Annotated in this window: 26 protein-coding genes; 23 read left to right on the top strand and 3 right to left on the bottom strand. The window is 53.8% G+C overall.

Annotated elements, in window-relative coordinates; translation table 11 throughout:
• The first annotated feature begins 219 nt into the window (after positions 1 to 219).
• The 17 genes from B0F88_RS07085 (at position 220) to B0F88_RS07005 (ending at position 9,585) form a co-directional block, all read left to right on the top strand.
• The gene (locus B0F88_RS07085) at positions 220 to 507 is read left to right on the top strand and encodes a RebB family R body protein (RefSeq protein WP_104423235.1); all 288 of its coding nucleotides are present in this window, start codon (positions 220 to 222) and stop codon (positions 505 to 507) included.
• 44 nt (positions 508 to 551) lie between these two features.
• Positions 552 to 785 carry a RebB family R body protein gene (locus B0F88_RS07080; RefSeq protein WP_104423234.1) on the top strand — a complete coding sequence of 78 codons (234 nt, stop codon included), beginning with the start codon at positions 552 to 554 and terminating at the stop codon, positions 783 to 785.
• 98 nt (positions 786 to 883) lie between these two features.
• A complete protein-coding gene (locus B0F88_RS07075) occupies positions 884 to 1,207 on the top strand; it encodes a RebB family R body protein (protein WP_104423233.1) in 324 nt (107 codons plus the stop codon).
• A gap of 50 nt (positions 1,208 to 1,257) precedes the next feature.
• The gene (locus B0F88_RS07070) at positions 1,258 to 1,503 is read left to right on the top strand and encodes a RebB family R body protein (protein WP_104423232.1); all 246 of its coding nucleotides are present in this window, start codon (positions 1,258 to 1,260) and stop codon (positions 1,501 to 1,503) included.
• 30 nt (positions 1,504 to 1,533) lie between these two features.
• Positions 1,534 to 2,013, top strand: coding sequence for a hypothetical protein (locus B0F88_RS07065; RefSeq protein WP_104423231.1), 480 nt, complete (start codon positions 1,534 to 1,536; stop codon positions 2,011 to 2,013).
• Between the two features lie 52 nt (positions 2,014 to 2,065).
• A complete protein-coding gene (locus B0F88_RS07060; protein WP_104423230.1) occupies positions 2,066 to 2,353 on the top strand; it encodes a hypothetical protein in 288 nt (95 codons plus the stop codon).
• A gap of 149 nt (positions 2,354 to 2,502) precedes the next feature.
• Complete coding sequence (locus B0F88_RS07055; RefSeq protein WP_104423229.1) at positions 2,503 to 3,015, top strand: hypothetical protein; 513 nt, start codon at positions 2,503 to 2,505, stop codon at positions 3,013 to 3,015.
• Positions 3,016 to 3,052: 37 nt separating this feature from the next.
• Positions 3,053 to 5,350: a hypothetical protein gene (locus B0F88_RS07050; protein WP_104423228.1), complete on the top strand. Its 2,298-nt coding sequence runs from the start codon at positions 3,053 to 3,055 to the stop codon at positions 5,348 to 5,350.
• Positions 5,351 to 5,750: 400 nt separating this feature from the next.
• Entirely contained in the window at positions 5,751 to 6,074 is a 324-nt protein-coding gene (locus B0F88_RS07045; RefSeq protein WP_104423227.1) for a RebB family R body protein, read from the top strand.
• 126 nt (positions 6,075 to 6,200) lie between these two features.
• A complete protein-coding gene (locus B0F88_RS07040) occupies positions 6,201 to 6,524 on the top strand; it encodes a RebB family R body protein (protein WP_104423226.1) in 324 nt (107 codons plus the stop codon).
• Between the two features lie 72 nt (positions 6,525 to 6,596).
• On the top strand, positions 6,597 to 6,890 hold the full coding sequence (locus tag B0F88_RS07035; protein ID WP_104423225.1) for a RebB family R body protein: 294 nt from the start codon (positions 6,597 to 6,599) through the stop codon (positions 6,888 to 6,890).
• Positions 6,891 to 6,934: 44 nt separating this feature from the next.
• The gene (locus tag B0F88_RS07030) at positions 6,935 to 7,252 is read left to right on the top strand and encodes a RebB family R body protein (RefSeq protein ID WP_104423224.1); all 318 of its coding nucleotides are present in this window, start codon (positions 6,935 to 6,937) and stop codon (positions 7,250 to 7,252) included.
• Positions 7,253 to 7,267: 15 nt separating this feature from the next.
• Positions 7,268 to 7,510 carry a RebB family R body protein gene (locus B0F88_RS07025; RefSeq protein ID WP_104423223.1) on the top strand — a complete coding sequence of 81 codons (243 nt, stop codon included), beginning with the start codon at positions 7,268 to 7,270 and terminating at the stop codon, positions 7,508 to 7,510.
• 95 nt (positions 7,511 to 7,605) lie between these two features.
• Positions 7,606 to 7,929: a RebB family R body protein gene (locus tag B0F88_RS07020; protein WP_104423222.1), complete on the top strand. Its 324-nt coding sequence runs from the start codon at positions 7,606 to 7,608 to the stop codon at positions 7,927 to 7,929.
• A gap of 50 nt (positions 7,930 to 7,979) precedes the next feature.
• Positions 7,980 to 8,234, top strand: coding sequence for a RebB family R body protein (locus B0F88_RS07015; protein WP_104423221.1), 255 nt, complete (start codon positions 7,980 to 7,982; stop codon positions 8,232 to 8,234).
• 31 nt (positions 8,235 to 8,265) lie between these two features.
• A complete protein-coding gene (locus B0F88_RS07010; protein WP_104423220.1) occupies positions 8,266 to 8,739 on the top strand; it encodes a hypothetical protein in 474 nt (157 codons plus the stop codon).
• Between the two features lie 258 nt (positions 8,740 to 8,997).
• Positions 8,998 to 9,585, top strand: coding sequence for a hypothetical protein (locus B0F88_RS07005; RefSeq protein ID WP_104423219.1), 588 nt, complete (start codon positions 8,998 to 9,000; stop codon positions 9,583 to 9,585).
• A gap of 333 nt (positions 9,586 to 9,918) precedes the next feature.
• Here the strand turns inward: B0F88_RS07005 and B0F88_RS07000 are convergent, their stop codons facing one another.
• Both B0F88_RS07000 and B0F88_RS06995 read right to left on the bottom strand, forming a co-directional pair.
• Positions 9,919 to 10,812, bottom strand: coding sequence for an RNA polymerase sigma factor (locus tag B0F88_RS07000; RefSeq protein ID WP_104423218.1), 894 nt, complete (start codon positions 10,810 to 10,812; stop codon positions 9,919 to 9,921).
• Between the two features lie 884 nt (positions 10,813 to 11,696).
• Positions 11,697 to 14,006 carry a TonB-dependent receptor gene (locus B0F88_RS06995; RefSeq protein WP_104423217.1) on the bottom strand — a complete coding sequence of 770 codons (2,310 nt, stop codon included), beginning with the start codon at positions 14,004 to 14,006 and terminating at the stop codon, positions 11,697 to 11,699.
• A gap of 205 nt (positions 14,007 to 14,211) precedes the next feature.
• On the opposite strand from B0F88_RS06995, the gene B0F88_RS06990 reads away from it, so the two are divergent.
• Complete coding sequence (locus B0F88_RS06990) at positions 14,212 to 15,162, top strand: ZIP family metal transporter (protein ID WP_104423216.1); 951 nt, start codon at positions 14,212 to 14,214, stop codon at positions 15,160 to 15,162.
• A 311-nt stretch (positions 15,163 to 15,473) separates the two neighbouring features.
• Positions 15,474 to 16,178: a TMEM165/GDT1 family protein gene (locus tag B0F88_RS06985; protein ID WP_104423215.1), complete on the top strand. Its 705-nt coding sequence runs from the start codon at positions 15,474 to 15,476 to the stop codon at positions 16,176 to 16,178.
• 321 nt (positions 16,179 to 16,499) lie between these two features.
• On the opposite strand, the gene leuB is transcribed toward B0F88_RS06985, so the two are convergent.
• The gene (gene leuB, locus B0F88_RS06980; RefSeq protein WP_104423214.1) at positions 16,500 to 17,609 is read right to left on the bottom strand and encodes a 3-isopropylmalate dehydrogenase; all 1,110 of its coding nucleotides are present in this window, start codon (positions 17,607 to 17,609) and stop codon (positions 16,500 to 16,502) included.
• 333 nt (positions 17,610 to 17,942) lie between these two features.
• On the opposite strand from leuB, the gene B0F88_RS06975 reads away from it, so the two are divergent.
• Genes B0F88_RS06975 through B0F88_RS06945 form a run of 4 tightly spaced genes read left to right on the top strand, consistent with a single transcriptional unit; the run spans position 17,943 to position 25,915 of the window.
• Positions 17,943 to 18,545 (top strand): response regulator, encoded by a 603-nt coding sequence (locus B0F88_RS06975; protein ID WP_104423213.1) that lies wholly within the window; start codon positions 17,943 to 17,945, stop codon positions 18,543 to 18,545.
• Positions 18,542 to 22,876, top strand: coding sequence for an EAL domain-containing protein (locus B0F88_RS19530; protein WP_219820799.1), 4,335 nt, complete (start codon positions 18,542 to 18,544; stop codon positions 22,874 to 22,876). Before B0F88_RS06975 ends, B0F88_RS19530 begins: the two co-directional genes overlap by 4 nt.
• Positions 22,873 to 24,990, top strand: a complete 2,118-nt coding sequence (locus tag B0F88_RS06950) for an ATP-binding protein (RefSeq protein ID WP_104423212.1) — start codon at positions 22,873 to 22,875, stop codon at positions 24,988 to 24,990. Before B0F88_RS19530 ends, B0F88_RS06950 begins: the two co-directional genes overlap by 4 nt.
• A complete protein-coding gene (locus tag B0F88_RS06945; RefSeq protein WP_181049851.1) occupies positions 24,983 to 25,915 on the top strand; it encodes a GGDEF domain-containing protein in 933 nt (310 codons plus the stop codon). Before B0F88_RS06950 ends, B0F88_RS06945 begins: the two co-directional genes overlap by 8 nt.
• Positions 25,916 to 25,927: the final 12 nt, after the last annotated feature.

Here is a 25,927-nt window from a genome sequence, read left to right as displayed (position 1 = left end):
ACGCCACCTAAGTCCTTGCCCATGAAAAATCCATGTTCCTGGGCGGCTTGGCTGCCCAGAATGCGCTTGGCTTGGTGCGTTAGGCCGTTGTTGCGTTGTCTCACAGGCCATCGTCTTTCCGACCTAACGCGCGGCAAATCCAGACCGGCTTATGTTACAGGATGAGTCAAGCGTCACCCTGTAACAGGGCGATTTTTTAGCTAAGATCAGGAGAAACAAATGTCAGATCCAACATCAAGCGGCGATCCGCCAAGCCAGAGCGACGAAACCGGCGGAAGTTCTTGTTGCAACCCGCAAATCACCGACGGAGTCACCCAAACCTCGGTCAATGTTTTGGGCTTGGGTCCCGCAACGGCCGCGGTCAACGCCTATATAGGCCAGTCCCAGTCGCAGACCATCCTGTTCTCCAACATGGTCAACCAGCAGGCTCAGTATGCGAATATCGCGGCAGCCTCGTTGACCCAGGAGCTGACCCAGTTACTGGCTGCCGGCAGCGGCGGGGAATGAACAGGATGACGCATCCGATGCCAACAACATAGCGAGGAACAGTCATGGCGGATCCGGATCCTCAAGTAAACCCGCAAATTACCGACGCCGTCACCCAAACTAACGTTAAAAACGTTGGTGAATCGCCGTGGGAGGCATTGGGCGTCGCCTATCAAGCCCTGGCGCACTCGACCAGTCTGTCTATGGAAAACGCCATGCAGACTCAAGGCGGGATGCAACAGGTTGGCAACAGCGCCACATCGGTGATTTGCACCATGTTGTTAAAAGTCGGGCCGTAAAAATGATGTCCAGTTATTCACAAAACCGTTCGCGGAACGTCTGTGTAAATTAGACAGCTGATGACGCCACTTTACAGACTTTTATTTGGAGAATTTCTATGGCATTCCCGACCGCCGTAAACGGACAAATCACCGACGCGGTGACGCAAGCCAACATGTCAGTCCTGGGCAATGCGCCGGCCGTAGCCATGGGTTCGCTGTATACGACCATGGCTCACTCGCTGGGCATTCTGTACCAGAACTCTACCCTGGCTCAGCAACATGCGGCGATTTCCAGCCAGGCGGCGACTAACCTGGGAGTGATTCAAATGTACAGCGTCAACACCATGGCCGCGGCGACGGCGTCCTCAAGGCTGGGTAAAAGCGACAACTCCGGTCTGCTGCTGGCGCTGCTGGTAGCATTGGCGGCAAGCAAACGCTGAATATGGGCATTAAGAGCACACGGACAAACTAATTCAAGAGGCATAACATCATGGCAGATAACACACCGGTCAATTCGCAAATCACCGATGCAGTAACACAGACCAACGTCAAAGTGCTGGGCGAGGCGCCGGCTCAGGCCATGGCGGTTCTGTATCAGACCCTTTCTCATTCCGTCAGCCTGTCGATGCAGAATTCGATGCAGGCGCAAGGCGGTCTGCAACAAATCAGCAACGCCATCACCTCGACCGCCTGCAAGCAAATTCTGGAAATTTCATCCGGCGGCATGGGCGGTTAATTTTATTGACAGACGACTACGGAGTTTCCTATGACAACGATCCATGAACCCGACGAGGATACCAATCCCGAAGAGGCTGTAGCATTATTGGATACAGACGATGCCGTTGCGATTTCTATTGAATTGGACACGGCTGAGAAAGTTGTATTTGAAGCCTCGCGGGTCGAGTTGAACGCAAAAACTGTGGAGTTGGGCGCTAACAATGTAGAAATAGAAGCGATCACCTATATGCTGGAAATGGATCAGGATTTGAAGGACGCCGAGCTATCGCCGCCAACGAATGATACCGATAGCTCGAACACAACGGCCGATGACGACGATGCTGACGACGCGCCATCCGCTAATCAAGCCGCAAAGCCGGAGGACACCCCCGATAATGCCCGCACCTGCGGGACCCCGGCCGGAAATTCAAATGACGTCACCGTAACGACGACCCGCATCAAAGAGCTGAATACTGACGACTCGCCCACGCCGCCGCGTCTCAGCAATAAAATATCAAAACCCAAATAACACTGCCGCCGGAAGAATTCACCCTCCTTCCCTTTTGCCGGAGACCACGAACATGCCTAGCGAAACGCCCTCTCAACAAGAACTGCTCGACCGGATCATGTATGGTTCGGCCGGCGTAAAAGCAACCGAGGCCGCCATACAGTCAGCACTTAAAACATTTACCGACGCCACCGCCAACCAAATGTCAATCCTGGTTCAAAACAATACACTGTACCCGGAAATGCGCGAAGAAATGCTGAAGCTTGAAAAACACGTCATGGAAATGACGCTCGAAGCCATCGACGCCATCCAGGGCAGCGTGCCGCAGCCGCCGAAACCTAACTCCAACAACAAACCTTAAAACGAGACAGGATATACATACCACTTAGCGTTCGTCCCTGTCTCGTTACATCTCAAAAAACAACCCAAGACTGCCCGTCCGCTTTTACTAACATGCCAACAGTGGTCGACCTTGCCCACTTTTATCGCCAATAAGAGAGGTTCACAACAATGCCCAAGAGCGTATTGCTATCCAACGCGATCCAATCGGTGCTGGACAATCTGGATCCCGTCATCGCCAGTCTCCGAAAACGCCCCGACTACGATGAACCACAAATCGCTATAGTCGCAACCCTGACCGATTTTAAACAGTGTTTGCTTAACCTCCAATTATCAAATCCCCTCTCGATCGAATCGCTAAGACAATCACTTGACTTTGCCAACAAAACAGTACTGCCGTTATTTCTAGGGCTCATCACAGCCAATACGGCCTTAATGAAAATGGGGCAACTGAACCTCAAACGAACTATCCCACCAGAAATGGCCAGAACCCAAAATGATCTGGTCGAACGTTTGCAGTCTTCTGTTCAAATATATGTTGCCAGATCGTCGTCCGTCCTCGATTCCAAAGATTCTTCGGAACCGGACGACGCCCAAACCGAGACGCCTTTTGACGCGCCACGCGATGAACGGGAAATGCTTTTCAGTTGCTGGATAGACACTATCAGTAACATCACCGCTTAGCGCCCTTACCGATAAAATTCCATTACGGGAAATAGAGATGGCTGATTTTGATTACGATATTGTTTTTGTAGGACGCGGCTACAGCATAGCCACCTACCTTTACATGGCAGACCTCCAATGGGCGAAAAAAATTTGCATCATCGGCGGGGTCGATGCCTGGCAAAACGTAGTGCGAGGCGATGCGGGCATCGTTAACCACGCCGTGTACATGTACGGGCGCAGCCTTGAAGACCGGCGTTCACAGTCACCAAATCCGACCGAAAGGCAAGTACTAGTCAGTGACAACGAAAAAATAATCGCCGATTGGAAACAGCGTCTTATAAAAGCGGGCAAACAAGTCAATGATATTCCGGCGCTTGTCACCAAAATCGACACGAAAACCATTACCTTGACTGAGCCTTTGGAACGTTGTTCAGCGGACGGGACGGTCGTATTCAAGGAGGATATCGGCGCTTCGATCACCGTCAACGAATTGGAGTATGTTCAATTCAACCGTCCCATTTCGGTCGGTTACCCACCGGAAAAACTTCCCACACCGGTTACTGCGCTGAAGATCGTTTATGGCGGCGGTGCAGGCCCGCACACGGTGCCGGATTTCTTGCAGGAACTGCTTATAAAAGAAGGACTTTATTCAAAAGAGAATAACGACATATGCATAACCGTGCCTTTTTTAGATACATCCCTCGAAAGCGGGATACTCGACCTGGACAGCTTTATGCGCCTGTGCGGAAATCTTGAAAAGAATGGCGACAAAGGCAAAACAGTGGCCTTGATGGGACCCAATGCCGGTATAGACGCGGCCATCGCGGCGTTACAGTACGGATTTACGCTTAATTACTTGCTAAGAACAAACGATAAGCCTTTCTGGTTGGCGACCAAGCATTATGAAATTGATGAGAGTATAAAAGGGGATCAGGCCATCAAGGCGGTTGAAGACTGCATTATAAAGTATAAAAGTTCAGGAAGGGGTGGACTTACAATAGATCAGAATAAAGAAAGCTACACAATCACATACACTGAGCCTAACGGTAGCGGAAAAAATATAAATGTGGATTTTATCGTCTACGCCACCGGACAAGACCCGAAGGCACGGGAAATTCTTCGATATCCTATGGGAAATGAGAAGTTTGGGGAGCGAGTGACCCGCATCGGCGCGGCACGGGTACTGCTGCCAATATTAGACAAAGTGAAGCTTAAAGCGATTAATGACGTCAGCCAGCGTTTCGGTTCCCGCGAAAGCACCGCACTCGGCCTACAACTTGACGGCACAGATAAATACTTGGGATTGGAAGTTATCGGCGCTGCCGCATTCGCGCTTGCCAAGGCCAACGATGGCAATAGGCACTCGCCAACACCACTGTATGTGGAAAAGACCGATCCCCCCATCGATAAGCAGATGCTGAATTTGGTCAAGCAGCTCAACCAGGCCCCGCAGGTGACCGCCGACCAGCTTGGAGTCATCCGTAGCCAGATCGAGGGGATCACCGGCTTTGATATACGGGGAAATGCCGATGACGGGAATGGTCTGTCTCGTGACGCATTGAACTTTCTGCAAGATGCTGTTTTTTTCGAGAATCCTGATAAGGCGCCTTATAGCCCAGGAGCTCTTTTGCCTATTCTTCGGCTTTCTACAATTTTTCTAAAGATAAGCATAAGTGACTTCCAAGGGATTTATCAAAATAAAATAAAAGAGCTCGTAGGCGAAGAGGAAAGCGGGCGATTCGGCCAATGCTGCGATCAAGTTATCGAGAATATGCTGTATATCGAGACAATTACTCATAAAAACAATGAAAGTAATTTTGATATTAAGAGCTTGCGGGCGTTCCTTCCTGCCGCACGGGCCAATGTAACCGATCTGCTCGGTTTCATGGAGATCATCGTCGGTGAGAAAACGGTCGATTTCAACGGCATGGACCAGACCGGCATCGCCGTTTTGCTCGCCGGCCGCTATCCACGACTCGACCCCGGCAATTGGCCGATGGTTGAAAGCCTGATTATCGGGGGGCGGCGCATTTCCCCCTACGGCTACGATCTCGAACATACACAAGCCCTCCAAAGATGGCTGCAAATTTTTAATGACATGCCTGTGGTCTATTTTTTAAATCAAGCGGAACGTCCATTATGCGAAATATTCGTGGCCGCCAGGTATCCAAAAATTGACCAGTCTCTAATCCTGCCGATTTCGAACAGCATTGTGGGCAATCGGGGCAGCGGCTATGATCCCAAGCAAATAAAACTTATCCAAGCCTGGCTGGGAGAAATCAACTCAATGGTTACCGGGAACGAACCGGATATAAAAGAGCAAACTTCCTTGGCGGAAAGTTTCCCGCAATAATGTAAGCCTTCTCCGATAAAACAGCCGGATTCGCCCACGATGCAGGCTGCATTTTATTGTTCCGTTCATTATCCGCCCCTCAATCTCCAGATTGGGGGTAATCCTGGAAACGCTAACTTTCTAAACTTACAGGGCCTGTTAGACCTGATTCCCCATGTTTCCACCGCCTCATTGGGAATCAAGGCTGCTCACTCCATAGATTACCCTGTCATTTGGATAAGTTATCCTGCCAACAGACATATTCCGACCTCGATATTTTATTTTTTACAAAAACTTCTTCCAACGATTCACAAACGCCAAGCCGAATCGTCTATTTAAGCAGAGACGGAAACCTTCCGGTTACGGTCTTCTCCGGTGGCTCACCCCACTTTATTTTCATTACTTAAATAAGGAACTCGATATGGCATTCCCTACCGCCGTCAACGATCAAATAACCGATGCCGTGACCCAAACCAACGTCAAAGTGCTGGGCGATGCGCCAGCCATGGCGATGGGCGCGATCTATCAATCCCTCGCTCATTCCACCGGAATCCTGTACCAAAACGCCACCAGCGCCCAGCAGCAGCTGGCTATCTCCGCACAGGCGGCCACCAACCAGGGCGTGATCCAGCTGTACAGCGTCGATACCATGGCCGGCGCGGTGGCTACCAGCAAAGTCAGCCAAAGCGACGTGCCCGACACCATGCTGGCCTTGTTGACCGCCCTTAAAGCGACCAGAAGTTAGCAAAACGCAATACCGGAACGATTAAACGTTTCTGAAAACAGCAACAACGTTTTAACATCGCCTATAGGCGCAGGCCTCGGCGGAAAAATCATCACTTATTCGTAAATCCAGTTAAGGAGTTTTATTATGGCAATCCCAACAGCCGTTAACGGTCAAATCACCGATGCAGTAACCCAAGCCAACGTAAAAGTATTGGGCGACGCCCCAGCCATGGCGATGGGCGCGATCTATCAATCCCTGGCCCATTCCACCGGAATCTTGTATCAAAACGCCACCAGCGCCCAACAGCAGCTGGCTATCTCCGCACAGGCGGCGACCAATCAGGGCGTGATTCAGCTGTACAGCGTCGATACCATGGCCGGCGCGGTAGCTACCAGCAAAGTCAGCCAAAGCGACGTGCCCGATACGATGTTGGCCTTGTTGAGCGCCCTCAAGGCTACCCAAAGCTAAGATTGGGGGTGGTCGCCCAGATCACCCTATCTTTTCACGACATATTTTCTCACCTGAAATTAAGAGAAGCTCATGGATAACATCAAAGATACCAATCAAACGGGAGACCCGGATACCCATGATCATGGGAGTAATGGAGACCCCGGTTGCAACGCGCAAATCACTGACGGAGTCACCCAAAGCTCGGTCCATGTTTTGGGGTTGGGGCCGGCAACGGCCGCGGTCAACGCCTACCTCGGCCAGGCCCAGTCGCAGACCATTCTATTCGCCAACATGGTCAACCAGCAGGCGCAATACGCGAATATCGCAGCGACCACGCTGACCCAGGAGCTCACGCAATTATTCGCCGCCGGCGATGAGGAATGAGCATGGCGGCGTATCCAGCATCAACAACATAACGAGGAACGGCCATGCCAAAATTAGTGCATTCTCAGATTACCGACGGCGTCACCCAGACCAGCAGCCATGTGCTGGGACTTGGACCGGCAACGGCGGCGATCAACGCCTATCTAGGGCAAACTCAGGCGCTGACGGTGCTGTTCGCCAACATGGTGAATCAGCAACAGCAACAGGCGACAGTTGGGCTGTCTGTCACGACCCGGAACGTCACCAAGCTTCTCGGTACTAAACCGCCCCAAAAAAGAGCCGTCAACCTGCAAACTTCGTCGTGGCAACAGACAGTAACCGAACATCGTCCTCCCGAGCCGCAAATGCCGGTAGTCACATAAGCGGGGGGTTAGGCTATGGCAAATCCAGATCCTCAGGTAAACCCGCAAATTACCGACGCCATCACCCAGACCAATGTTAAGGTCGTCGGGGAGTCGCCGTGGGAAGCATTGGGCGTCGCCTACCAAGCGCTGGCGCACTCGACCAGTCTGTCGATGGAAAACGCCATGCAGACTCAGGGCGGGATGCAGCAGGTTGGCAACAGCGCTACATCGGTGATTTGCACCATGTTGTTGAAAGTTGAGCCGAAATCGCCATAAGGCCGACGGAGCGCTCACAAAACCGCCATTGGCACGTTTATACCAACTTAGACAGACCATGACGCACATTACAGATTTTTATTTGGAGAATTTCTATGGCATTCCCGACCGCCGTAAACGGACAAATCACCGATGCGGTGACGCAAGCCAACATTTCAGTCCTGGGCAACGCACCGGCCATCGCTATGGGTTCGCTGTACACGACCATGGCTCACTCGCTGGGCATCCTCTACCAGAACTCTACCATGGCTCAGCAGCATGCGGCGATTTCCAGCCAGGCGGCGACCAATCTGGGTGTGATTCAAATGTACAGCGTCAACACCATGGCTGCGGCGACGGCGGCCTCGAAACTCGGCAAAAGCGACAATTCCGGTGTACTGCTGGCGCTGCTGGTGGCATTGGCCGCAACCAAGCGCTGAACATCCGGGCGCCAAGCGCCCGGCCAAATTAACCCAAGAGGCATAGAACCATGGCAGACAACACACCGGTCAATTCGCAAATCACCGACGCTGTGACACAGACCAACGTCAAGGTGCTGGGCGAAGCACCAGCCCAAGCCATGGCGGTTCTGTATCAGACCCTGGCTCATTCCGTCAGCTTGGCTATGCAGAACTCGATGCAGGCGCAAGGCGGTCTGCAACAGATCAGCAACGCGATCACCTCAACCGCCTGCAAGCAAATTCTGGAAATTTCCTCGGGCGGTATGACCAAATCGGAAAAATAATGACATCGACAAATAAACGAGGACTTCAGCTATGAGTGAAGAAAATATCCAAGACCCTAATGACGAGATGAAAGATCCCGCCGAATCAGGCGCTCCAAAAGATGCCCCTGAAGACGCAAAAAAAGCCGCTGAACCGGAGAGCCCAACCGCCGATAGCAATCAGGTACTGGTCAACTCGCAAATCGTCGATGCGGTCAAGCAGACGCGGGACGCCGTCCGCATAGGCAGCAGCGATACCAGTAAAGTGATAGACTCCGGCATCGCTTATCAAAAAGCCAGCCAGGCTGCGGCCTTTGCGGTACAGGATGCAACCGACTACTTGCGTAACATTATGGCTATCTCCTCCACCGCCCAAGGTATGGCGCTAAAGCTGCTTCTGGAGACGAAAGATCCTTCCTACAGCCAGATCCTGACACAAGCCCAGACGGCTGTCACGATGGCCGCAACCAACCTTGAAACAGTCGGCATGAGCGCCATCAGCGTCGCCACGGATTTCCCGCGCTGACACGCTTATCGATACCTCTATGTACAACGCCTTTTCCTCAGCCTTGGCAACCCGGATACGCCGGCGGCGGCAATGTTTCAGGCCGCATAAATCATTGCCGCCGCACCCTTTATAGGCATATAAACGCAGAAACTCGGAAGACGTTCTTTGACCGCACCACCGTCGGAATGCGCCCGGTACTGTATGTACTAAAATTGTTTATCCAATATGCGTGCGCTAAAATCTTTTTTCATAATCAATTGTTAAATCGGCACGGCCATGACTGACATCCCAAATGAGACTGACACGACGAATGAGCCTCCAGCGAAAGCCGCTGAACCGGCCAGCCCCTATCCGACGGTGCAAATTTTACAAGCGGCAATGCAGCATCGGGAATCCATCCGCCGTTCCTTCGAATCCCAGAGAGCCACCCTCGCAGAGGCTATTGCCGCGCAACGGGAGGCGGTAACTCAGGCAGTCGCCAATACCCGGCAAAGTACCGACACCCTGGACACCTTTTTGCAGACAGTGAAAGAGGCGATACCCGTAGCGGTTCCAGAACCCGGAGTCACCTCAAAGCCCGCTGACCCCGTAACCCAAGCGGACGCCGCTGTTGTCGCTTCGACCCCGACCGAAAAACTTGTCGCTGCATTAAGCATGCTGACAGCATCAGGCTCTACCGCTGTTAAAACCGCTGCCGCCCAGCATGCCGTAGCAACGCAACAATTCCTTGACGCCATAAAAGACATGATTACCGAAGAAGTTTCGCGACGGCTTGATCAAAAAACCGCGGCTCCAGGTACAGGCGAAATTTCGGATACGGGCAACGCCACCTCTGCAAACGCGGACCCGGCTGAGGGACAATAAACGCTAAGGAGATGGTCAGTAATAACTTCCCGATATGGATCGGATGAAACTTTTCCGTTCGCCCTGAGCCCTTCGGCTACGCTCAGGAGAGCCTTGTCGAAGCCTGTCATGAGCTTGTCGAATGGGGTGGGCGGAAAAGTTTCGACCCACCGCGTCAAGCCGATCATACTTCGACAGGCTCAGCACGAACGGCCTGACAACCGAAAACAGTGATTTTGGGAAGTTATTTGTAACCAGATCCTAACCGGTGGTGCAAGGGACAATTCGTATACTCGGTATTGAACAAATCAACAAACGGCTTAAGTACGCCGTTGGCTAACCGACCGTGCAAAACTAATAGTTACGGGGAGTGTTTCCTGAGTATTCGGACAAACCGTCACTCAGTTTGCTGGCGCGAAGCCGGTCGCGCGCCTGCTGGAGGCGTTTGCGGACATTGGCTTCGGTTAGATTGAGCCGCGTTGCAATCTCAGGGTAGGAAAGATGTTCTATCGTTCTCAGTAAAAGAGGTTCGCGCAAGGTCTCGGGCAACGCCAAAATCAGCTGGTACAGTTCGTCCAGCGATTCCCGGATTCTGACGATGTCTTCCGGCGATTGCGACGGCGCGCCGTAGTCGGCGGGTATATTCTCAATTTCCGACGTTTCAATGTCGGTAAAGTAATTATTCTTGCGTTTTGATTTGCGGAATCCGTCCATGCATGCATTATGGACAATAGTCGTCAACCAGGCGCGCATATTTCCGACGCCGCAGGATTGGTTGGTAAAGTTCTGGAAAGCCTGCATCATCGCCGCGCTCAAAACGTCCTCGGCCTCCTCCCTGTTGCCGCCTAACAGATAATTGCATTTCCTGCGCAGGTACTCTTCATGCTCCATCCAGCCTTGCCAAAAAGAATCGCCCAGCAATCCCGCACCGCCAAAATTCGTGGGCTGTAGCGATTGAGCGATGACTTCCGCCGGGGTCGGCGTGCGCTTTCTTACCGTAGGCATGGGACTGGACGGCCCTATGGACTGTGCAATTACTTGCGCGGGCGACAGAGCTTTTTTTCGACCGGAATTCTTAGGCTGCAAGCGTTCTTGGCCATCACCGTAAGCATCGCGCCAGGATTCCGATTCCAGATTACCCTCGAACTCAGCGCCACTCCTGAACTGGTGCGAACCATCCGCCGCCGGATTGTCGATTTCAGTTTCTTGGAAATGTTCGCTTCGAAGGGGAAATTTGATTACAACCATGGCCCTCCAACAGCATTAATAAGAAATTAAAAGGTAAAGAATTGACGTTTGAACTTCACACTTGTGAATTTATCCGGTAAAAAATTATTGCTGCCGTTGGCGCGTGGTAATAATTTATGCACGACGATGCAATCGCCCGCGTATTGCCGTTTATACTGGCTATCAACATTCTCGCCAAACACTTAAATTGGGCATGGGCCTGGAAAACTCAGGCTCACGGATACGGCCCATTTGGGACGCTTAACTGCGGTTTTTAGGGTGGATAGCTGCAATCGCAGCTTATTGACTGATGTTGCGCACAGATAGTTTTTGTCCTATTTGTCGCGCTGCATGGATGGAGCGTTCAATTCGCGGCGCAGCGCGTCACAGATGACAGCGTATTTCCAGCGGCTGGAGGCAAGGCTGGCCTTGTACTTTAATTTAATGGCAGTGGACGCACGCGTGGGAACGAGAAAAACCGTCCCGATCGCGGCTCAGCAGAGCCCTAACGGCTTTCTCGGATACGGCCCATTTGGGGCGCTTAACTGCGGTTTTTAGGGTGGATAACTGCGATCGCAGCTCATTCTTGGACCGTTCCCTGAGCCTCAAGAGTAAGGAGTGGTTGCGGCCTCTATCGAAAAGGGCCTGGCGATATGGAATATTGAAGATAGTTGTGATGAGACGCTACGGAGCGCCTGAAAAAGGCGACGCAATCGGCGGCCCATAAAACGGTATTCGCCGCCACCGAACGCTTAGCGGTTCAAGACGGGATGCGGTGGGCTGAACTTTGCGCCGCTGAAATTTACCGTGTAAACCGGCAGGGACGATATAGCCTCAAAGAACAGGCCGGAGTGGAAGATCGTGCTCGATGAATACAAAACAGACCGCCTCCACTCCGGCAAAGCTTACAGCGTCAAACGCACGCCAATCCAACCCGCTCTCGGCGCGCCGGGCGATACAAAGCGGTTATTGTCAAATTGCGGAAACACCTCATTGACTTGCCCATAAACACCGAAAGAATTGTAGTTCTTGTCGAAGATATTATCGACCTTGCCGAATACCGCAAAATTCTTGGTGACCTTGTATTCCGCCTTGGCGTTAAACAGCCAGTAGCCGGTTAACTGCGGAGTGACGTTAGCCTCGTCTCCCCTGAAATACTTGTCGCCGCTGTAGATGCCGTCAATGCCTAACGACACGCGTTGCCATAAATCGACGCCCAAGGCGGCCTTATAGATATGTTCGGGGATGCCGGGGATTCTGTTGCCGCTGACGACAGCCATCGCCTGGGTAGTATCCATCGGATTCTGAATATCGAAACTGTCCAAAAACCGGGCGTTTAAATAAGTATAATTAGTCGAGAAATGCCAGTCGTCAATGCCGCTGAACAGCTGCGGATAATTGACTGTCGTTCCCGCTTCTATGCCGTGGCGGCGGGTCTTACCCACATTACTGAAATAGCCTTGGCTGATCAGGCCGCTGGACGCATCACGGCGAAAAATAATGTCGTCGTGATTGATGGTGTGGAAATACCCCAGATTCCATTTCAGATCGCCCTTACCTAACAACTTATCCAAATCGCCCCTGAAACCGCCTTCCCAGGTTTTGGCAACCACCTGCTCCAATGGCGGATCGGACACAAAAGAATTAGGTAATTTACACGGTGCAGCCGGGTCGGCGCAGCTTAATTCCATCGGCGTAGGCGCTCGCGCCGACTCGCTGTAACTGCCGTACACATTCAGGTTATCCCTGATTTGATACGTTAATCCGGCCGAAGGGTTAAGCCGTTCAAAAGTATGCGACCCGTTCAGAGTTTTTAAAGGATCCTTTATATACTGATCTTCCATGTTGATATGGCTATAGTTGTAACGCCCTGCTACGGTCGCCGTTAAAGCATCGGTAATGGAAAAACTGTCGGTCAGGAATACGCCCGCCGTTGAGGTATTCGTGTGCAAACGAACCCTCGATTCGTCCACAAAAACTCCGCTTTGCGTTGTTCCCCTGGTATCGGTCAGCGAGCCAAGCTCGGTGTCCGAACTGAAATTCGCCTCGGCATAATCATAACTGGTACCCACAGTCAGGTTGTTTTCATGATTGAACAAGTCCTGGGCGAACGCTGTCTGCAAGGTACCACCACGGCTGCGCATATTGGTTTGGCTGGTGTTATTGGTTGCACCTTCAACCGCATCGTCGGCAAGCACATCATGCCCGTTAATATCTTCAACAACCGCATCGTTATGGTCACACAACAATGTCGGATCGGCCGTACAGACTCCATAGTTGCTGTTATCGCCGTTAAAGGTTCTGATCCGGTTCTGCCTGAAGTACGCATTACCGCTCACTTCTATATCATTAGTCACGTCGTAGCTGCCCGCCAATTCGGAAAAGAACATCCGGGTGACGGTCTGGTCGGGATGGGTGAACACTGCGGCCCGGTCTTGTTCCTGCAACTGGACAGGCGCAGCGCCGTTGCCCCGCATATTGTTATCGTTGCCGCCCAAGGTCAGGTCCAGGGAACCTCTATCGCCGCGCCAGCTCAAGGTGCCGAACGCCTGATCGGCCTTGGTCGGTGAATAATTCCGCCAGCCGTCTTCCTCGAAATGGCGCAGGTCTACAAAATAGCCCCAGGTACCGTTATTCCAGCCGCTGCTTAATTCCTCCGAATGCCTGTCCCAAGAACCGCCGTAAACCTCCAACTGATGCTTCGGCGCTGAAAAACCGGTCTTGGTTTTGATCGAGATGGCGCCGCCCAAACTGTTCAAACCGTAAACCGGGTTGGAGCCGGGATATAAGGCCATCGAATCGATCGCTCCCTCGGGAACCAGGTCCCAGTTGACCGTATCGCCGAACGGTTCGTTAAAGCGCACGCCGTTGACATAGGTCGATAAGCCTTGCGGCAATCCGAGCAGCGGCGAAGCGACAAAGCCGCGATAAGAAACGTCCGGCTGCAACGGGTTGTTTTGCGCTTCATTAATATGCACGCTGCCCAGATAGCGGCTGATATAATCCGCCAAGCTGATGCTCTGGGCTTTTTCCAGCTGTTCGGAAGAAACTGTCTGGATATTTGCTGGTATTTTATTGGCGGCGACATTGCTGCCTTCTATAGGCGTAACGCCGACTACGTCTATGACGCTCAAATCCCGCGGTTGATCTTTGGCCGCCACAGCGCCGGCCGCCGTCAGGCTCAGCCCGAGTAGGGTGCAGGTCAATTTTTTCATTCTTCTCTCCTCAAAATAATCAGGCCATGATAGCCAAACCGCTACGTCGGGACTAGCCGACAGCGGACAAAAGGAAATATTCCCGTGCCGCTGAAAAGCGAACACATGCGCGCCAAGGCAATCCGGCACAAACAAACCCAAGCTATACGTATTTGGTTATAATGCCCCACGCACATTCCAAAACGAGCTGATGCAGGTAAACCTTATGACTTTAACAACAAAGACCGTCACCAAAGTGCAACGCTATTTTGAAGACCGGATAGACGCCGTCAAAGCCGGCGAGAACTACCAAAAACTGCTGGCTATGCCGCCGCTAAAGCGCTGGGCGACAGTAGCCGGATTATTCCTGTTATCGCAGCTGGTTGTGTTCGGCGGTTTGTACTTAATTTTCGGCAGGGTTGTTGTTATCGGTTTTTTTGCCAGCATCCTGGCCGGACTGGCTACCGGCGTTGGCGCTTTGCCGGCCCTGTTTTTTAAAGACATTTCCAAAAACCTGTTCAACAGCCTGCTCGGCGCTGCCGCGGGCGTCATGCTCGCCGCCACCGCATTTTCGCTGCTGGTTCCGGGCATGGCATACGGCAACCAGGTCTGGCCGGGCAAAGGCATTTATGTCGTCTCCATCGGCATGTTGATCGGTGCGCTGTTTCTGCATTACGCCGATCGCCAGCTGCCGCATGTGCATTTTGATTCGATTTCCGATACGCATCTGAGCTCCCTGAAAAAAGTCTGGCTCTTTATCATCGCCATCACCATCCATAACTTTCCTGAAGGCATGTCGGTCGGCGTCAGCTTCGGTTCAGGGGAAATGAAAAACGGCGTGGTTCTGGCGATTGCGATAGCCCTGCAAAATATTCCCGAAGGCCTGGCCGTCGCCCTGCCCCTGGTCGGACTAGGCTACAACAAGTGGCGAGCGGTGGGTATCGCCACCCTAACCGGTCTGGTGGAACCGGTCGGCGGCTTGCTCGGCATCACTATGGTCACCCTTTTCGAGCCTATCCTGCCGATAGCCATGGGCTTTGCGGCCGGCGCGATGCTGTTTGTAATCAGCGAAGAAATCATCCCCGAGACCCATTCCGACGGCCGTTCGCGCTACGCCACTTTTGCACTCATGATCGGCTTCATCATTATGATGGCCTTGGACAATATGTTGGGTTAAGGAACGCGCACGAAATAACTTGAGCAAGTTTTGTATTTATAAGCTTAATTTTTAAACCATGAAGATCATGAAGAATTTAAGTCTTCATGATCTTCATGGTAATTGCTTAAATTAATTTATGCATATTCCTAAGACTCTCGTAATTACTCAGCAATTAGAAAAAATAGAACACGGATGACACAGATTTGACCGATAAGCACTGATCAAGGGTGCTTCTTCTTTTTACAAGCGTTTAAATCCGTCTAATCAGCGTCATCCGTGTTCTATCATAGGGTTAGCCGCTACCGGAAAAAGCGTTCTCAGGAAACAAAATGGATCATCTGCAAAGCTATTTACAACACTTTCTAGCGTCTCTGAGCGCCGCCCCTATTCTCGAAAATCTGCGGGGTTCCTTACAGCACGTTTTATCGTTGCTAAGCGCCGACAATCTAGGCGAAATATCAGCCACGGCGCTGACCAGTTTTGCGCTGATTGCGGCGGCTGAAATCGGCGATAAAAGCCAGCTGGTGTGCATGACGCTGGCCTCCCGGCATAGAGCCATGCCGGTTTTGCTGGGCGCAATCGCGGCCTTCGCCTTTTTAAATACCCTGGCCGTTGTTTTTGGCATCGCTATTTCCAGCTGGTTGCCCGGATATATCGTCGCAACCGTCGTCGCCGTGCTGTTTGCCGCGTTCGGCGTTCATTCGTTGCGCGTAGAAATCGAAGATGAAAATGAGGAAATCAAGGAAAAAAGCGGTCACGGCATTTTCTTCACCACTTTTTTATTGATTACCGTGGCCGAATTCGGCGACAAAACTCAGCTGGCTGTGGTCGGCTTAAGCAGTACCGCCGCACCTATTGCAGTATGGTTCGGTTCCACTGCCGCGCTGGCGTCGACATCGGCCCTGGGAATCCTGGCCGGACGCACTATTTTACAGAAAGTCCCGTTAGTGTTGCTGCACAAGATCAGCGGAACCATCTTCCTGATGCTGTCGGTTTATGCGGGTTATCGGGCTTATATTGGCTACACCGCTTGAAAATGGGAGCTATACAGATCTCTTTTTATTCACCACGAAGGACACGAAGAAAGAAAACTTCGTGCTGAAAATTCTTTAATGGAGTTCAAAGCCGGCTTTGAACTCCACAAATCCCACGTTGTCCGGCTTGCTTAGGATTTGGTTAAAAATAACTTCCCGAAATCACTGTCTTCTATCGTTAAGCCGTTCGTGCTGAGCTTGTCGAAGCATGATCGGCTTGACGCGGTAGGCCGAAATTTTTCCGTCCACCCTTCGACAAGCTCAGGGCGAACGGAAAAATTTTACCCGATCCATATTGGGAAGTTATTAATGATCGTATCCTTACTTTACTTTCGGCATCTGCCGCAGTTTTTCAACAACCTTATCGCCAAACTCCTCGGTGCTGATCATCGTAACGCCGCTGCCCGGCTTGGACAGGTCGGCGGTCGAATAACCGTCGCCAAACACGCCCTGCATCGCCGCCCAGACGTTCTTGGCTTCTTCGGCCATATCGAAACTGTTTTCCAGCATCATCGCAACCGAGCCGATCATCGAATAAGGGTTCGCTATGTTTTTTCCGGCAATATCCGGGGCCGAGCCATGCGACGGCTCGTAGTAGGCTTTTTCATCGCCTATGCAGGCGGAAGGCATCAATCCCAGCGAGCCCAGAATACCGCCGCCCTGATCGCTGAGGATGTCGCCGAACATGTTTTCCATAACCATGACATCGAACTGGGTAGGCTTCAGACACAGGTTAGTCGCGGCCGAATCCACCAGCTGATGGATGACCTCGACTTCGGGATAGTCCTTAGCCACTTCATCCAGTATTTCATTCCACAACACGCTGGATTTCAGCACATTGCTTTTATGAATGTTGTGCAGCACTTTCTTGCGTTTTTGTGCGAGCTTGAACGCCTGTAGCAAAATTTGCCTGATTTGGTGCTCATCGTATTCCAGGGTTTCTTTGACGTAGCGCAAGCCCTGCTCGTTAACGCCGGTTTCCTTGGCGCCGAAATACAAGCCGCCGACCAATTCACGCACCATAATAATATCGATGCCTTCGCCGATGATTTCAGGTTTTAGCGGCGAGAAATGCGCCAGCGCTTTAGGCAGGAAAACCGGGCGAAAGTTCGCGTAGGTATTGTAACGGCGGCGCATCGGCAGCAGAGCGCCTCGTTCAGGTTGCTTATCGATGGGAATTGTTTTGGATTCCTCATGGCTCAAACCGATCGGCCCTTTAAGAATCGCATCGGCCTGGTCGCAAATATCGATGGTTCCCTGCGGAAAAGCATCGCCGAATTCAAAATAGGCGCAGGCTCCAAAAGCGGCGGGCATCAGTTCGAAAGAAACGTCGTTACGCTCTTCAATAAGCTTGAGAACCTTGACGGCTTCACGAGTAATTTCAGGGCCGATACCATCACCGGCCAGCACTGCGATTTTATAATTCTTCATTAGGTACCTTTGCTGTCTGCGTCATCTACAGAGTGAGATTTTCAAAAAACGATTATTTTACTTTATTTTTTTTAATAAAGCCGCTTGCCGGGAAAAAACGCAAAAATATCATCTTCTAATACCGGAGTTGCCCAAAAAGTTTCAGCTTAAGCCGCAGCTATCCTGGGCATCCAGTAGAGCTGCTTTCGATTATTTGACGTAAGTATAAACTTACAGTTGCAATCAACACCGTTTGCTTTAAAATGACGAAAATGATTGAAAGGGCAAAAATGATTGTATTCGGCGCATAACCGTTCCCGCTAGACATCAACGATCCCGACAACTGGAGTGCAGATGAACAAAGTCAAGACCGGCCCGGCAAAAAAATTCCTGTCCACCCGCGAGGCCGCAGCTCGCCTGGGCGTAGCCTTATCGACGATACAAACATGGGTCGAAACGGGAGTGCTGCCCGCATGGAAAACCGCCGGAGGCCACCGGCGTATCCCCGCCGATGCAGTCGACGCCATCCGCTTGCGGAAACAGGCCGTCCTGACTGAAGCGCCCACGCCGGAAGTGTTCAAAGTATTAGTAGTGGAAGATGACGCTGTACTGCGGGAACTTTATCGCAGGCAATTCACTGAATGGAATCTTCCGATCCAGTTATTGATGGCCGAGGACGGATTCGAAGGACTGATGCTGATCGGCCGCCACAATCCTGATTTGATCATCGCCGACCTGTCTATGCCCGGTTTGGACGGCTTCAAGATGATCCGCAAAATCAAATCCCAATCGACGCCGATTCGCGGCGTCATCATCGTCGTGACGGCGCTTACCGTCACCGAGATCGCGGCCCAAGGCGGGCTCCCGGCCGATATTCCGGTCTATCCGAAGCCGGTCCCGTTTGCCGCCCTGAGACCGCTTGTTGAGCACATGGCGCGCAGATTGGTGACGTCATGACCGCAGTGCAGCTGGAACTGGCGCGGGAAATCCGCGAATTGGCGACCAAGCTGGCCGCAAACGGTTGGGCTCGCCTGCCGGGCGTGCGCCTGAAATATATTACCGGTCAAGTCATCGAAGAGTGCGAGCGCGTCAAATGGACCGAAGCCGCCGGCCGCGCCGACGCACTTTCCGATTTGCTTGGCGAGTTCATCCAGGATGCGCCTAAAGAAGCAAGACTAACGTCTTTCTTGCGCGCCGCAACCCGATTAGCCGACCTGCTGGAGGCTGGACAACTGGCCGGCAAAGTGGACTGCGACATGCTCCCCGCCCGCCCTGCTGACTGGACGTTTGTGCTGGCCGGCGACGCATCCGACGGCCTTGCAGACCTGGCCGTAAACCTAAGTTCGCTCGGGTTCGCCGTAGTGCGCGCGGCCACCGTCGATCAGACAGCCGAAGCCTTGGGGGCGGACCGCACAATCGTGCTTGCCGCTGCAAGTTGGCTGGCCGGGCATGCGGATATTATAGCCTCCCTATTACCTGCGGCGGCCGACAGCCTTCCCGCTTCGTCCCTGTTGGCAGCCTTGGATGATACCGGCGATTTCCGTACCCAGATCAAGGTGCGCCGGGCCGGTGCGCGGCTCCTGCTCGACCTGCCGCTGGATGCCGCACATCTGATCACGGAACTGGCCGGCCTGGCCTGGATGCCTAGAACGCCCTATCGCATCATGCTGATCGACGACAATGCCGCTATCCTGGATTTCCATGCCAAGCTGCTGGAAGCTATCGGATTCAATGTACTGGCCATCGATGATCCGGGCGCGGCACGGGATTTCCTGGGGAAATTCGACCCCGAAGCCTGCATCCTGAACGTCGAAACGCCGACTTGCCGGGGTACCGATCTGGCCGCACTGCTGCACCGGGATATACGCTATGCCCGGTTGCCGGTCATCTACCTCTCCGCATTCGATGACATCAAACACCAACTCGATGCCCGCCTTTCCGGCGGCGAGGATTACCTTGTCAAACCGGTCGATGCGCGCCTGCTGGTAACCGCCGTCATGACGCGGACGCGACAGTTCCGCATATACCAGATCGCGTCCCGTCAAAGCCGCCTCGCCATGCGGCAACGGGACAGCCTGAAAAACGCCCTTGATGTTCATGCCATCGTTTCCGTCGCCGCTCTGGACGGCACGATTATCGACGCCAACCCGAATTTCTGCGCAATCAGCGGTTACAGCCGAGAAGAATTGATCGGCCGCAACCACCGTATCGTCAAGTCCGGCCACCATCCGAGCGCCTTCTTCGAAGACATGTGGCGCACGATTTCCGCCGGGCGCATCTGGCAGGGCGTGGTGCAGAACCGCAAGAAGGACGGCAGTCCCTACTGGGTGCAGAGCACCATCGTTCCTATCCTGGACGAGCGCGGCCTGCCGGAGCAATACGTCTCCATCCGCACCGATGTAACCCAACAAAAACGCCTACAGACCGAACAGGAGCGTCGAGGCCGCCTGTTGGATTTGCTGCGGCAGGCGTTCGAGTATTTCATCTCCAGTCACGATATTGCGGCGACCTCCGAACTGCTGCTCGACGGCATGCTGTTGTTGACCGACAGCGCCTGGGGCTTCCTCGGCGAAGTACAGCAAAATCAGGACGGCGCACCCTGCCTGAAAATCCATGCGATCTCCGACATTTACTGGGATAAAGCCGACTGGCATCTTTATGACGAAACCCGCGCACGGGGCCTGGAGTTTCGCAATCTCGACAACCTGATCGACGCCGTTCTGCATACGGGCGAGACCGTCATTGCCAACGACCCGTTATCCGCCCCCCTCCGGGACGTTCTGTCCGAAGGGCATCCGCCGCTCAACGCTTTTCTCGGCGTCCCTATTCTCCAGGGCGAAACGCTGATCGGCATGGCGGGACTGGCCAATCGCCCCGGCGGCTATGACGAAGCCATGGCCGACTTCCTGCAAACGTTCACCGCCAGCTATGTCGGCATCCTTGAAGCCGCCCGGCTAAGGCGTCTGCAACAGCATATCATCGATGAACTGCAACGAGCCAGGGATGACGCCGACCGCGCCAATAACGCCAAATCGGAATTCCTCGCAAGTTGGGGGCACGAGCTGCGCACGCCGTTGAACGCCATTCTCTGTCATGCGCAGATTCTACAGATGAACGATGCGCTGGATACCGAAACCCGGCTACAAATCGACGAAATCGTCAAGGGCGGAGCGCAGTTCTCCCAGCTGATCGGCGACCTGCTCGACCGGGTTGACGCCGATGTCCCGGCTAGCGAGTTACCGGCATCCGTCCCCTCAATAACCGTCGAGACCGGACGCAAGAATGAGCGACGGCGCATTTTGGTTGCCGAAGACAACCCCGCCAACCAGGCCGTGCTGCGTATGCAACTCGACGCACTGGGTTACGAAGCCGACATTGCCGGCGACGGTTCTCTGGCGCTGAACAAATGGAAATCCGGCGGCCATGACCTGATGCTGGTCGATCGCAACATGCCCGGCATGAACGGCCTGGAACTGGCCCGCGCCATTCGCGCCTCCGAACAGGAAAGCGGGAGCTACGTGCCGATGATTGCGATCACCGCCGTTCATCACCCGGAAGAACTCGCAGCCTGTCGGCAAGCCGGCATGGACGACGTCCTGCCCAAGCCCATCGAGCTGGACGATCTGCGCCGCATGCTGGAATACTGGCTGCCGCACGCCTCTCCGGCCAGCCCCCGTAACGAAGTCGCCGAGACGCCGGTCAGGGAAAGCAAAATCACATTGGATACCGATTACCTGGCCCGCATCGTCGGCACTACCGACACCAAACAAACCTGCGAAATTATCGACCTGTTCACCATCACCGCGCGCGGCGACCTGCCCATCTGTCGGCTGCATCTTGCTGAATGCGATGGACGCAAGCTGGCGCTATCGATGCACAAGCTTAAATCTTCGGCTCGCATGGTGGGGGCTCTGCGTTTCGCCGACTTGGCCGAAACGCTTGAGAACGCCGCCAAGATGGGTCGACTGGAAGCGGCGGCAATCTTTTTTACAGAACTTGAATATGCGCTGAGCGACGTGGAAATTGCCGTGAGCCGTCTCTCCGTATCGCCGGTTATTACCGATAACAAAACGGCCTCGGCGGCCGGCGACAATCTGCCGCACCGAGTACTGGTGATCGATGACGATCCGATGGCGCGCCGGCAGGTCAATCTGCTGCTGTCTTCGCTGGGAATCGGCAATGTGCTGAGCGTTGACGGCGGCATAGCGGCGTTGGCGGAAATTTCCCGGCAAGACCACGGCATCGACCTGATTATCACCGACCTCAACATGCCCGTCATGGATGGCATCGAATTCCTGCGACGGTTGGCCGAAACCGATTACCGGAATTGCCTGATTATTTACAGCGGGGTCGATGAAAAGTTGTTGCAGACCGCTGCCGATCTGGCCCGGGTCAAGGGACTGCGTCTGCGCGGCACGATAAAAAAACCGATGACCCAGGATGTTCTGGCAAACCTGCTGCTGGAGTCTTGCGAACAGTCAAAGACACCGGCGCAGCCGGCGACAATAGCCGTCTCTCCCAACGACATACTGGAGGGTATGCGGCGTGACGAATTCAGTGTGCATTTCCAACCCAAGGTCGACGCCGACACCTTGCGTGTGGTGGGGGTCGAGGCATTGGCGCGCTGGCAACACGACGGCAAATCGATCAGTCCCGAGCATTTCATCGACATGGCCGAACAATACGGCTTGATTGGCACGCTCTCGGAAGTGCTGGTCACCAAGGCCATGATCGGCGGCGCCCGCCTGAGCGATGCGGGCTTCCCGCTCGCCGTCGCGGTCAACCTGTCGATGAACTGGCTGGGCGACATCAACCTGCCTGAATTCATCCAGGCCAGCATTCAGGCGACAGGCTTCAAGACGGAAAACCTGACCCTGGAAATCACCGAAACCGGCATCATGACCGATATAGCGACATCGATGGATGTCATGACCCGCTTGCGGCTCAAAGGCTTCAAATTGTCGATTGATGATTTCGGCACCGGCTATTCGTCGATGGATCAGTTGCAGCGCTTTCCTTTTTGCGAACTCAAGCTCGACCGCAGTTTCGTTCACGGCGCCGCCGAAAAACCGGACAAACGCGCGATTCTGTCCTCCAGCATCGAGATGGCCCGGAAACTGAATCTGTTCACCGTCGCTGAAGGCGTCGAAACGCAAGCGGATCTGGATTTGGTGCGCGGCCTCGGCTGCGATCAGGTGCAAGGCTGGCATATCGCCAAGGCGATGCCGGTCGAAGAGCTGATCGTCTGGTTGCGCAATCGGCGTCCTGTACAAGAATCGCAACGATGACCACGACGCCTGCCAAGGATTTTGCCGGACTGCGCAGCCGCCTGCTCGACGATACCCTGTTTTGGATAAGCATTACCGCTGTGCCGGGAGTGGGAATCTCTCTGGCGAGAGCATTATATATCGGCTGGCGTCCGGTGATGCTGCTCCACGTTGCATTGTTAGCCGCACTCTGGCTGCTGTGGCTGAATCGGCGACGCATTTCCTATCATGCACGGACATTAGGCTTGCTGGGCGTTATGTTGCTGGCGGCCTTTGGCGGACTCTCGCAACTGGGACCGGTGGCAACCGCCGGTACTTATGTGGTTTTAAGCGCCTTTGTTGGGATCCTGTTTCTCGGTGAAAAAGTCGCATGGCGGCTGATAATCGGCAATGCCCTGTGCGTTGTGCTGATTGGCGTAGCTGCAAGCAACCATTGGCTGGAATTCGAGTTGAATTATCAACTCTATGCCTACCATCCCTTGACTTGGCTGCACATGGCCTGGAACTTGACCGCCTATGCGAGCGTTCTCGCCCTGATGGGTTGGCGGATGATGCAGTGGCTGCTCGAACACGAAACGGAATTGCGCCTCGAGCGCGACCACAAGCAGCGTTATCTCGACACCGTGCAGACAGTCATGGTATCCCTGGACTGGCGCGGCCATATCACGATGATCAACCGTAAAGGATGCGATCTGCTGGGCTACCAGGAAAGCGAACTGCTGGGCTGCAACTGGTTCGAGCGCTGCCTGCCGCAGCCGTTGGGCATGGAAACGGCTTATCCGATGTTCAGGCGCATCATGTCCGGCGAGGCGGAAACAGTCGAATACTTCGAAAATCCGGTGCTGTGCCGCGACGGCAAAGAGCGCCTGGTTGCCTGGCACAACGCTTACCTTAACGGTAGAAACGGCAAGATTGCCGGTACGCTGAGCTCAGGAGAAGACATCACGGAACGCAAACAGGCGGAAAACGATTTAGTCGCCGCCAGTGAAGCCGCGGAAGCCGCCAGCCGCGCCAAGTCGGCCTTTCTTGCAAGCATGAGCCATGAGCTGCGCACCCCGCTGAACGCCATCGTCGGCTTTGCGCAGATGCTTGAGATGGAGATACCGGGGCCGATGACGCCGCCGCAAAAGGAAGCCATAGGGCATGTCTTGAACGGAGGCCGTCATCTTCTCGAGCTGATCAACGAAATACTGGATCTGGCGCGCATCGAGTCGGGCCGGCTGGACCTGTCCATTGAAGCCGTTCCGCTCGCGCCGCTGATCGATGAAGTCGTCGCCCTGTTACAACCCGCCGCCGCAGCCCGCGGCATCGTCATCCGTCAGTCCTGTACCGATGAACTCCATACCCGGGCCGACCGCTCGCGCGTCAGGCAGATCCTGCTCAATCTGCTCACCAATGCGGTGAAATATAACTACGAGGGCGGCAATGTCATGTGCAGCTGCGTCGCGATTGAAAATACCGTTCGTATTACGGTAGTCGATACCGGACCGGGTATCGCCGAAGAGCTTCGCTCGGATCTTTTTCAGCCTTTCCAGCGGCTGGGCGCGGAAAAAACCAATATCGAAGGCACGGGCATTGGTCTTGCTATTTGTAAGAATCTTGTAGAAGCTTTGGACGGACGGATCGGTTTCGACAGTCACCTCGGCGTCGGCAGCTGTTTCTGGCTGGAACTGCCGCTGGCCCTGCCCGCACACAAGATGCCGGCGAAACTGACAGCCGGTTTTTCCACCGCCGATGCGGGAATACCCTGCAAAGGGCGCGTACTCTATGTGGAAGACAACCCGGTCAACATCAATGTGATGAAACATATCTTCCGAATGCTTCCGGGCGTCGAACTGCGCACCGCCGAAAATGCCGAAGACGGATTAATGATGCTTCATGATCTCAGGCCCAACCTTATCCTGATGGACATCAACCTGCCCGGCATGAACGGTCTCGACGCCCTCAAGGCAATCAAGGCTAATCCCCGCACCGCGGCTATTCCGGTTATCGCCGTCAGCGCCGCGGCGATGCCCGGCGACGTCAAAACCGGCCTGAATGCGGGCTTCCTGACCTATCTTACCAAGCCTTTCGACGTCCCGACGCTGCTGGGGCAAATTCGAACAATACTGACTACGGATGAAAACGATGCATAACTCTCAGGAGCAACGCAGACCACCCCATGGACGAAATACCGGACTGCTCCATCTGGAGAACATCATGGAGTCGCTTGGCGATGGCGTCTTCAGTTGCGATAAGGAGGGGCTCTGTATTTACGTTAACCGGGCGGCTCTGGAGCTGATGGATCTTTCCATCAGTGATGTCCTTGGCAAAGATCTTCGGCCGGCTTTTCATCAGCATTATGCTGAAAATCGAATTTATCTAAGCAATAAATGTCTTATCCGCCGCACGACTGTCGATGGACAGCCTCGCAGAGGAGACCATATCTTCCGCCACAAGAATGGGCGCCTGATTCCCGTGCATCTGAATGTGCAACCGCTTGTGATCGAAGGCGAACTCGACGGAGTCGTCGTGGTCTTTCACGATATTAGCGAGCGCGTCAATCTGATCCGCCGACTGGAAGAATTGGCGCTATACGACCCTCTGACAGGCTTGCCTAACCGCCGCCAACTCGACGATCGGCTGAAAACGGAGTTTGCCCGTCTCAGGCGTTATGGCGGGGAGTTTACGCTGATCCTCCTGGATCTGGACCACTTCAAGCAGGTCAACGATTCTTTCGGCCACCCTGCCGGAGACGTCGTGCTCAAGGCCATAGCCGAGGCGCTTCAAAAAAGCCTCCGGGCAAACGATCTGCCGAGCCGTCTCGGAGGCGAGGAATTTGCCGTGTTGCTGCCCGATACCGGACTTGAAGAGGCCGGCGGACTGGCTGAACGTCTGCGCCAAACCATTGAAGCCATGCCGATAGACGTCGGCAAAGGCCAAACCATCAACGTCACCGTCAGCGCCGGGGTGGCCCGCGCTATTCCTTCACTGGACAAGGAAACCGCTATCGACGCCGCCGATCAAGCGCTTTATCGCGCCAAAGTCGCCGGGCGTAACCGGGTGGAGTTGGCGACTTGAGACTGTTTAGAA

Source organism: Methylobacter tundripaludum, assembly GCF_002934365.1.
Taxonomy (GTDB): Bacteria; Pseudomonadota; Gammaproteobacteria; order Methylococcales; family Methylomonadaceae; genus Methylobacter_A; species Methylobacter_A tundripaludum_A.
This window is presented reverse-complemented; position numbering and strand designations above follow the sequence as displayed.

Bases quoted from the DNA above. Each gene is read 5' to 3' on its own strand.
- B0F88_RS07065 (WP_104423231.1), top strand. From the start codon at position 1,534: ATGACAACGATCCATGAACCCGACGAGGATACCAATCCCGAAGAGGCT.
- B0F88_RS07005 (WP_104423219.1), top strand. From the start codon at position 8,998: ATGACTGACATCCCAAATGAGACTGACACGACGAATGAGCCTCCAGCG.
- B0F88_RS06985 (WP_104423215.1), top strand. From the start codon at position 15,474: ATGGATCATCTGCAAAGCTATTTACAACACTTTCTAGCGTCTCTGAGC.
- B0F88_RS19530 (WP_219820799.1), top strand. From the start codon at position 18,542: ATGACCGCAGTGCAGCTGGAACTGGCGCGGGAAATCCGCGAATTGGCG.
- B0F88_RS07030 (WP_104423224.1), top strand. From the start codon at position 6,935: ATGCCAAAATTAGTGCATTCTCAGATTACCGACGGCGTCACCCAGACC.
- B0F88_RS07010 (WP_104423220.1), top strand. From the start codon at position 8,266: ATGAGTGAAGAAAATATCCAAGACCCTAATGACGAGATGAAAGATCCC.
- B0F88_RS06975 (WP_104423213.1), top strand. From the start codon at position 17,943: ATGAACAAAGTCAAGACCGGCCCGGCAAAAAAATTCCTGTCCACCCGC.
- B0F88_RS07080 (WP_104423234.1), top strand. From the start codon at position 552: ATGGCGGATCCGGATCCTCAAGTAAACCCGCAAATTACCGACGCCGTC.
- B0F88_RS07020 (WP_104423222.1), top strand. From the start codon at position 7,606: ATGGCATTCCCGACCGCCGTAAACGGACAAATCACCGATGCGGTGACG.
- B0F88_RS07025 (WP_104423223.1), top strand. From the start codon at position 7,268: ATGGCAAATCCAGATCCTCAGGTAAACCCGCAAATTACCGACGCCATC.
- B0F88_RS06995 (WP_104423217.1), bottom strand. From the start codon at position 14,006: ATGAAAAAATTGACCTGCACCCTACTCGGGCTGAGCCTGACGGCGGCC.
- B0F88_RS07060 (WP_104423230.1), top strand. From the start codon at position 2,066: ATGCCTAGCGAAACGCCCTCTCAACAAGAACTGCTCGACCGGATCATG.
- B0F88_RS07045 (WP_104423227.1), top strand. From the start codon at position 5,751: ATGGCATTCCCTACCGCCGTCAACGATCAAATAACCGATGCCGTGACC.
- B0F88_RS07000 (WP_104423218.1), bottom strand. From the start codon at position 10,812: ATGGTTGTAATCAAATTTCCCCTTCGAAGCGAACATTTCCAAGAAACT.
- B0F88_RS07070 (WP_104423232.1), top strand. From the start codon at position 1,258: ATGGCAGATAACACACCGGTCAATTCGCAAATCACCGATGCAGTAACA.
- B0F88_RS06945 (WP_181049851.1), top strand. From the start codon at position 24,983: ATGCATAACTCTCAGGAGCAACGCAGACCACCCCATGGACGAAATACC.
- B0F88_RS07075 (WP_104423233.1), top strand. From the start codon at position 884: ATGGCATTCCCGACCGCCGTAAACGGACAAATCACCGACGCGGTGACG.
- B0F88_RS06990 (WP_104423216.1), top strand. From the start codon at position 14,212: ATGACTTTAACAACAAAGACCGTCACCAAAGTGCAACGCTATTTTGAA.
- B0F88_RS07040 (WP_104423226.1), top strand. From the start codon at position 6,201: ATGGCAATCCCAACAGCCGTTAACGGTCAAATCACCGATGCAGTAACC.
- B0F88_RS07015 (WP_104423221.1), top strand. From the start codon at position 7,980: ATGGCAGACAACACACCGGTCAATTCGCAAATCACCGACGCTGTGACA.
- B0F88_RS07055 (WP_104423229.1), top strand. From the start codon at position 2,503: ATGCCCAAGAGCGTATTGCTATCCAACGCGATCCAATCGGTGCTGGAC.
- B0F88_RS07035 (WP_104423225.1), top strand. From the start codon at position 6,597: ATGGATAACATCAAAGATACCAATCAAACGGGAGACCCGGATACCCAT.
- B0F88_RS07050 (WP_104423228.1), top strand. From the start codon at position 3,053: ATGGCTGATTTTGATTACGATATTGTTTTTGTAGGACGCGGCTACAGC.
- B0F88_RS06950 (WP_104423212.1), top strand. From the start codon at position 22,873: ATGACCACGACGCCTGCCAAGGATTTTGCCGGACTGCGCAGCCGCCTG.
- B0F88_RS07085 (WP_104423235.1), top strand. From the start codon at position 220: ATGTCAGATCCAACATCAAGCGGCGATCCGCCAAGCCAGAGCGACGAA.
- leuB (WP_104423214.1), bottom strand. From the start codon at position 17,609: ATGAAGAATTATAAAATCGCAGTGCTGGCCGGTGATGGTATCGGCCCT.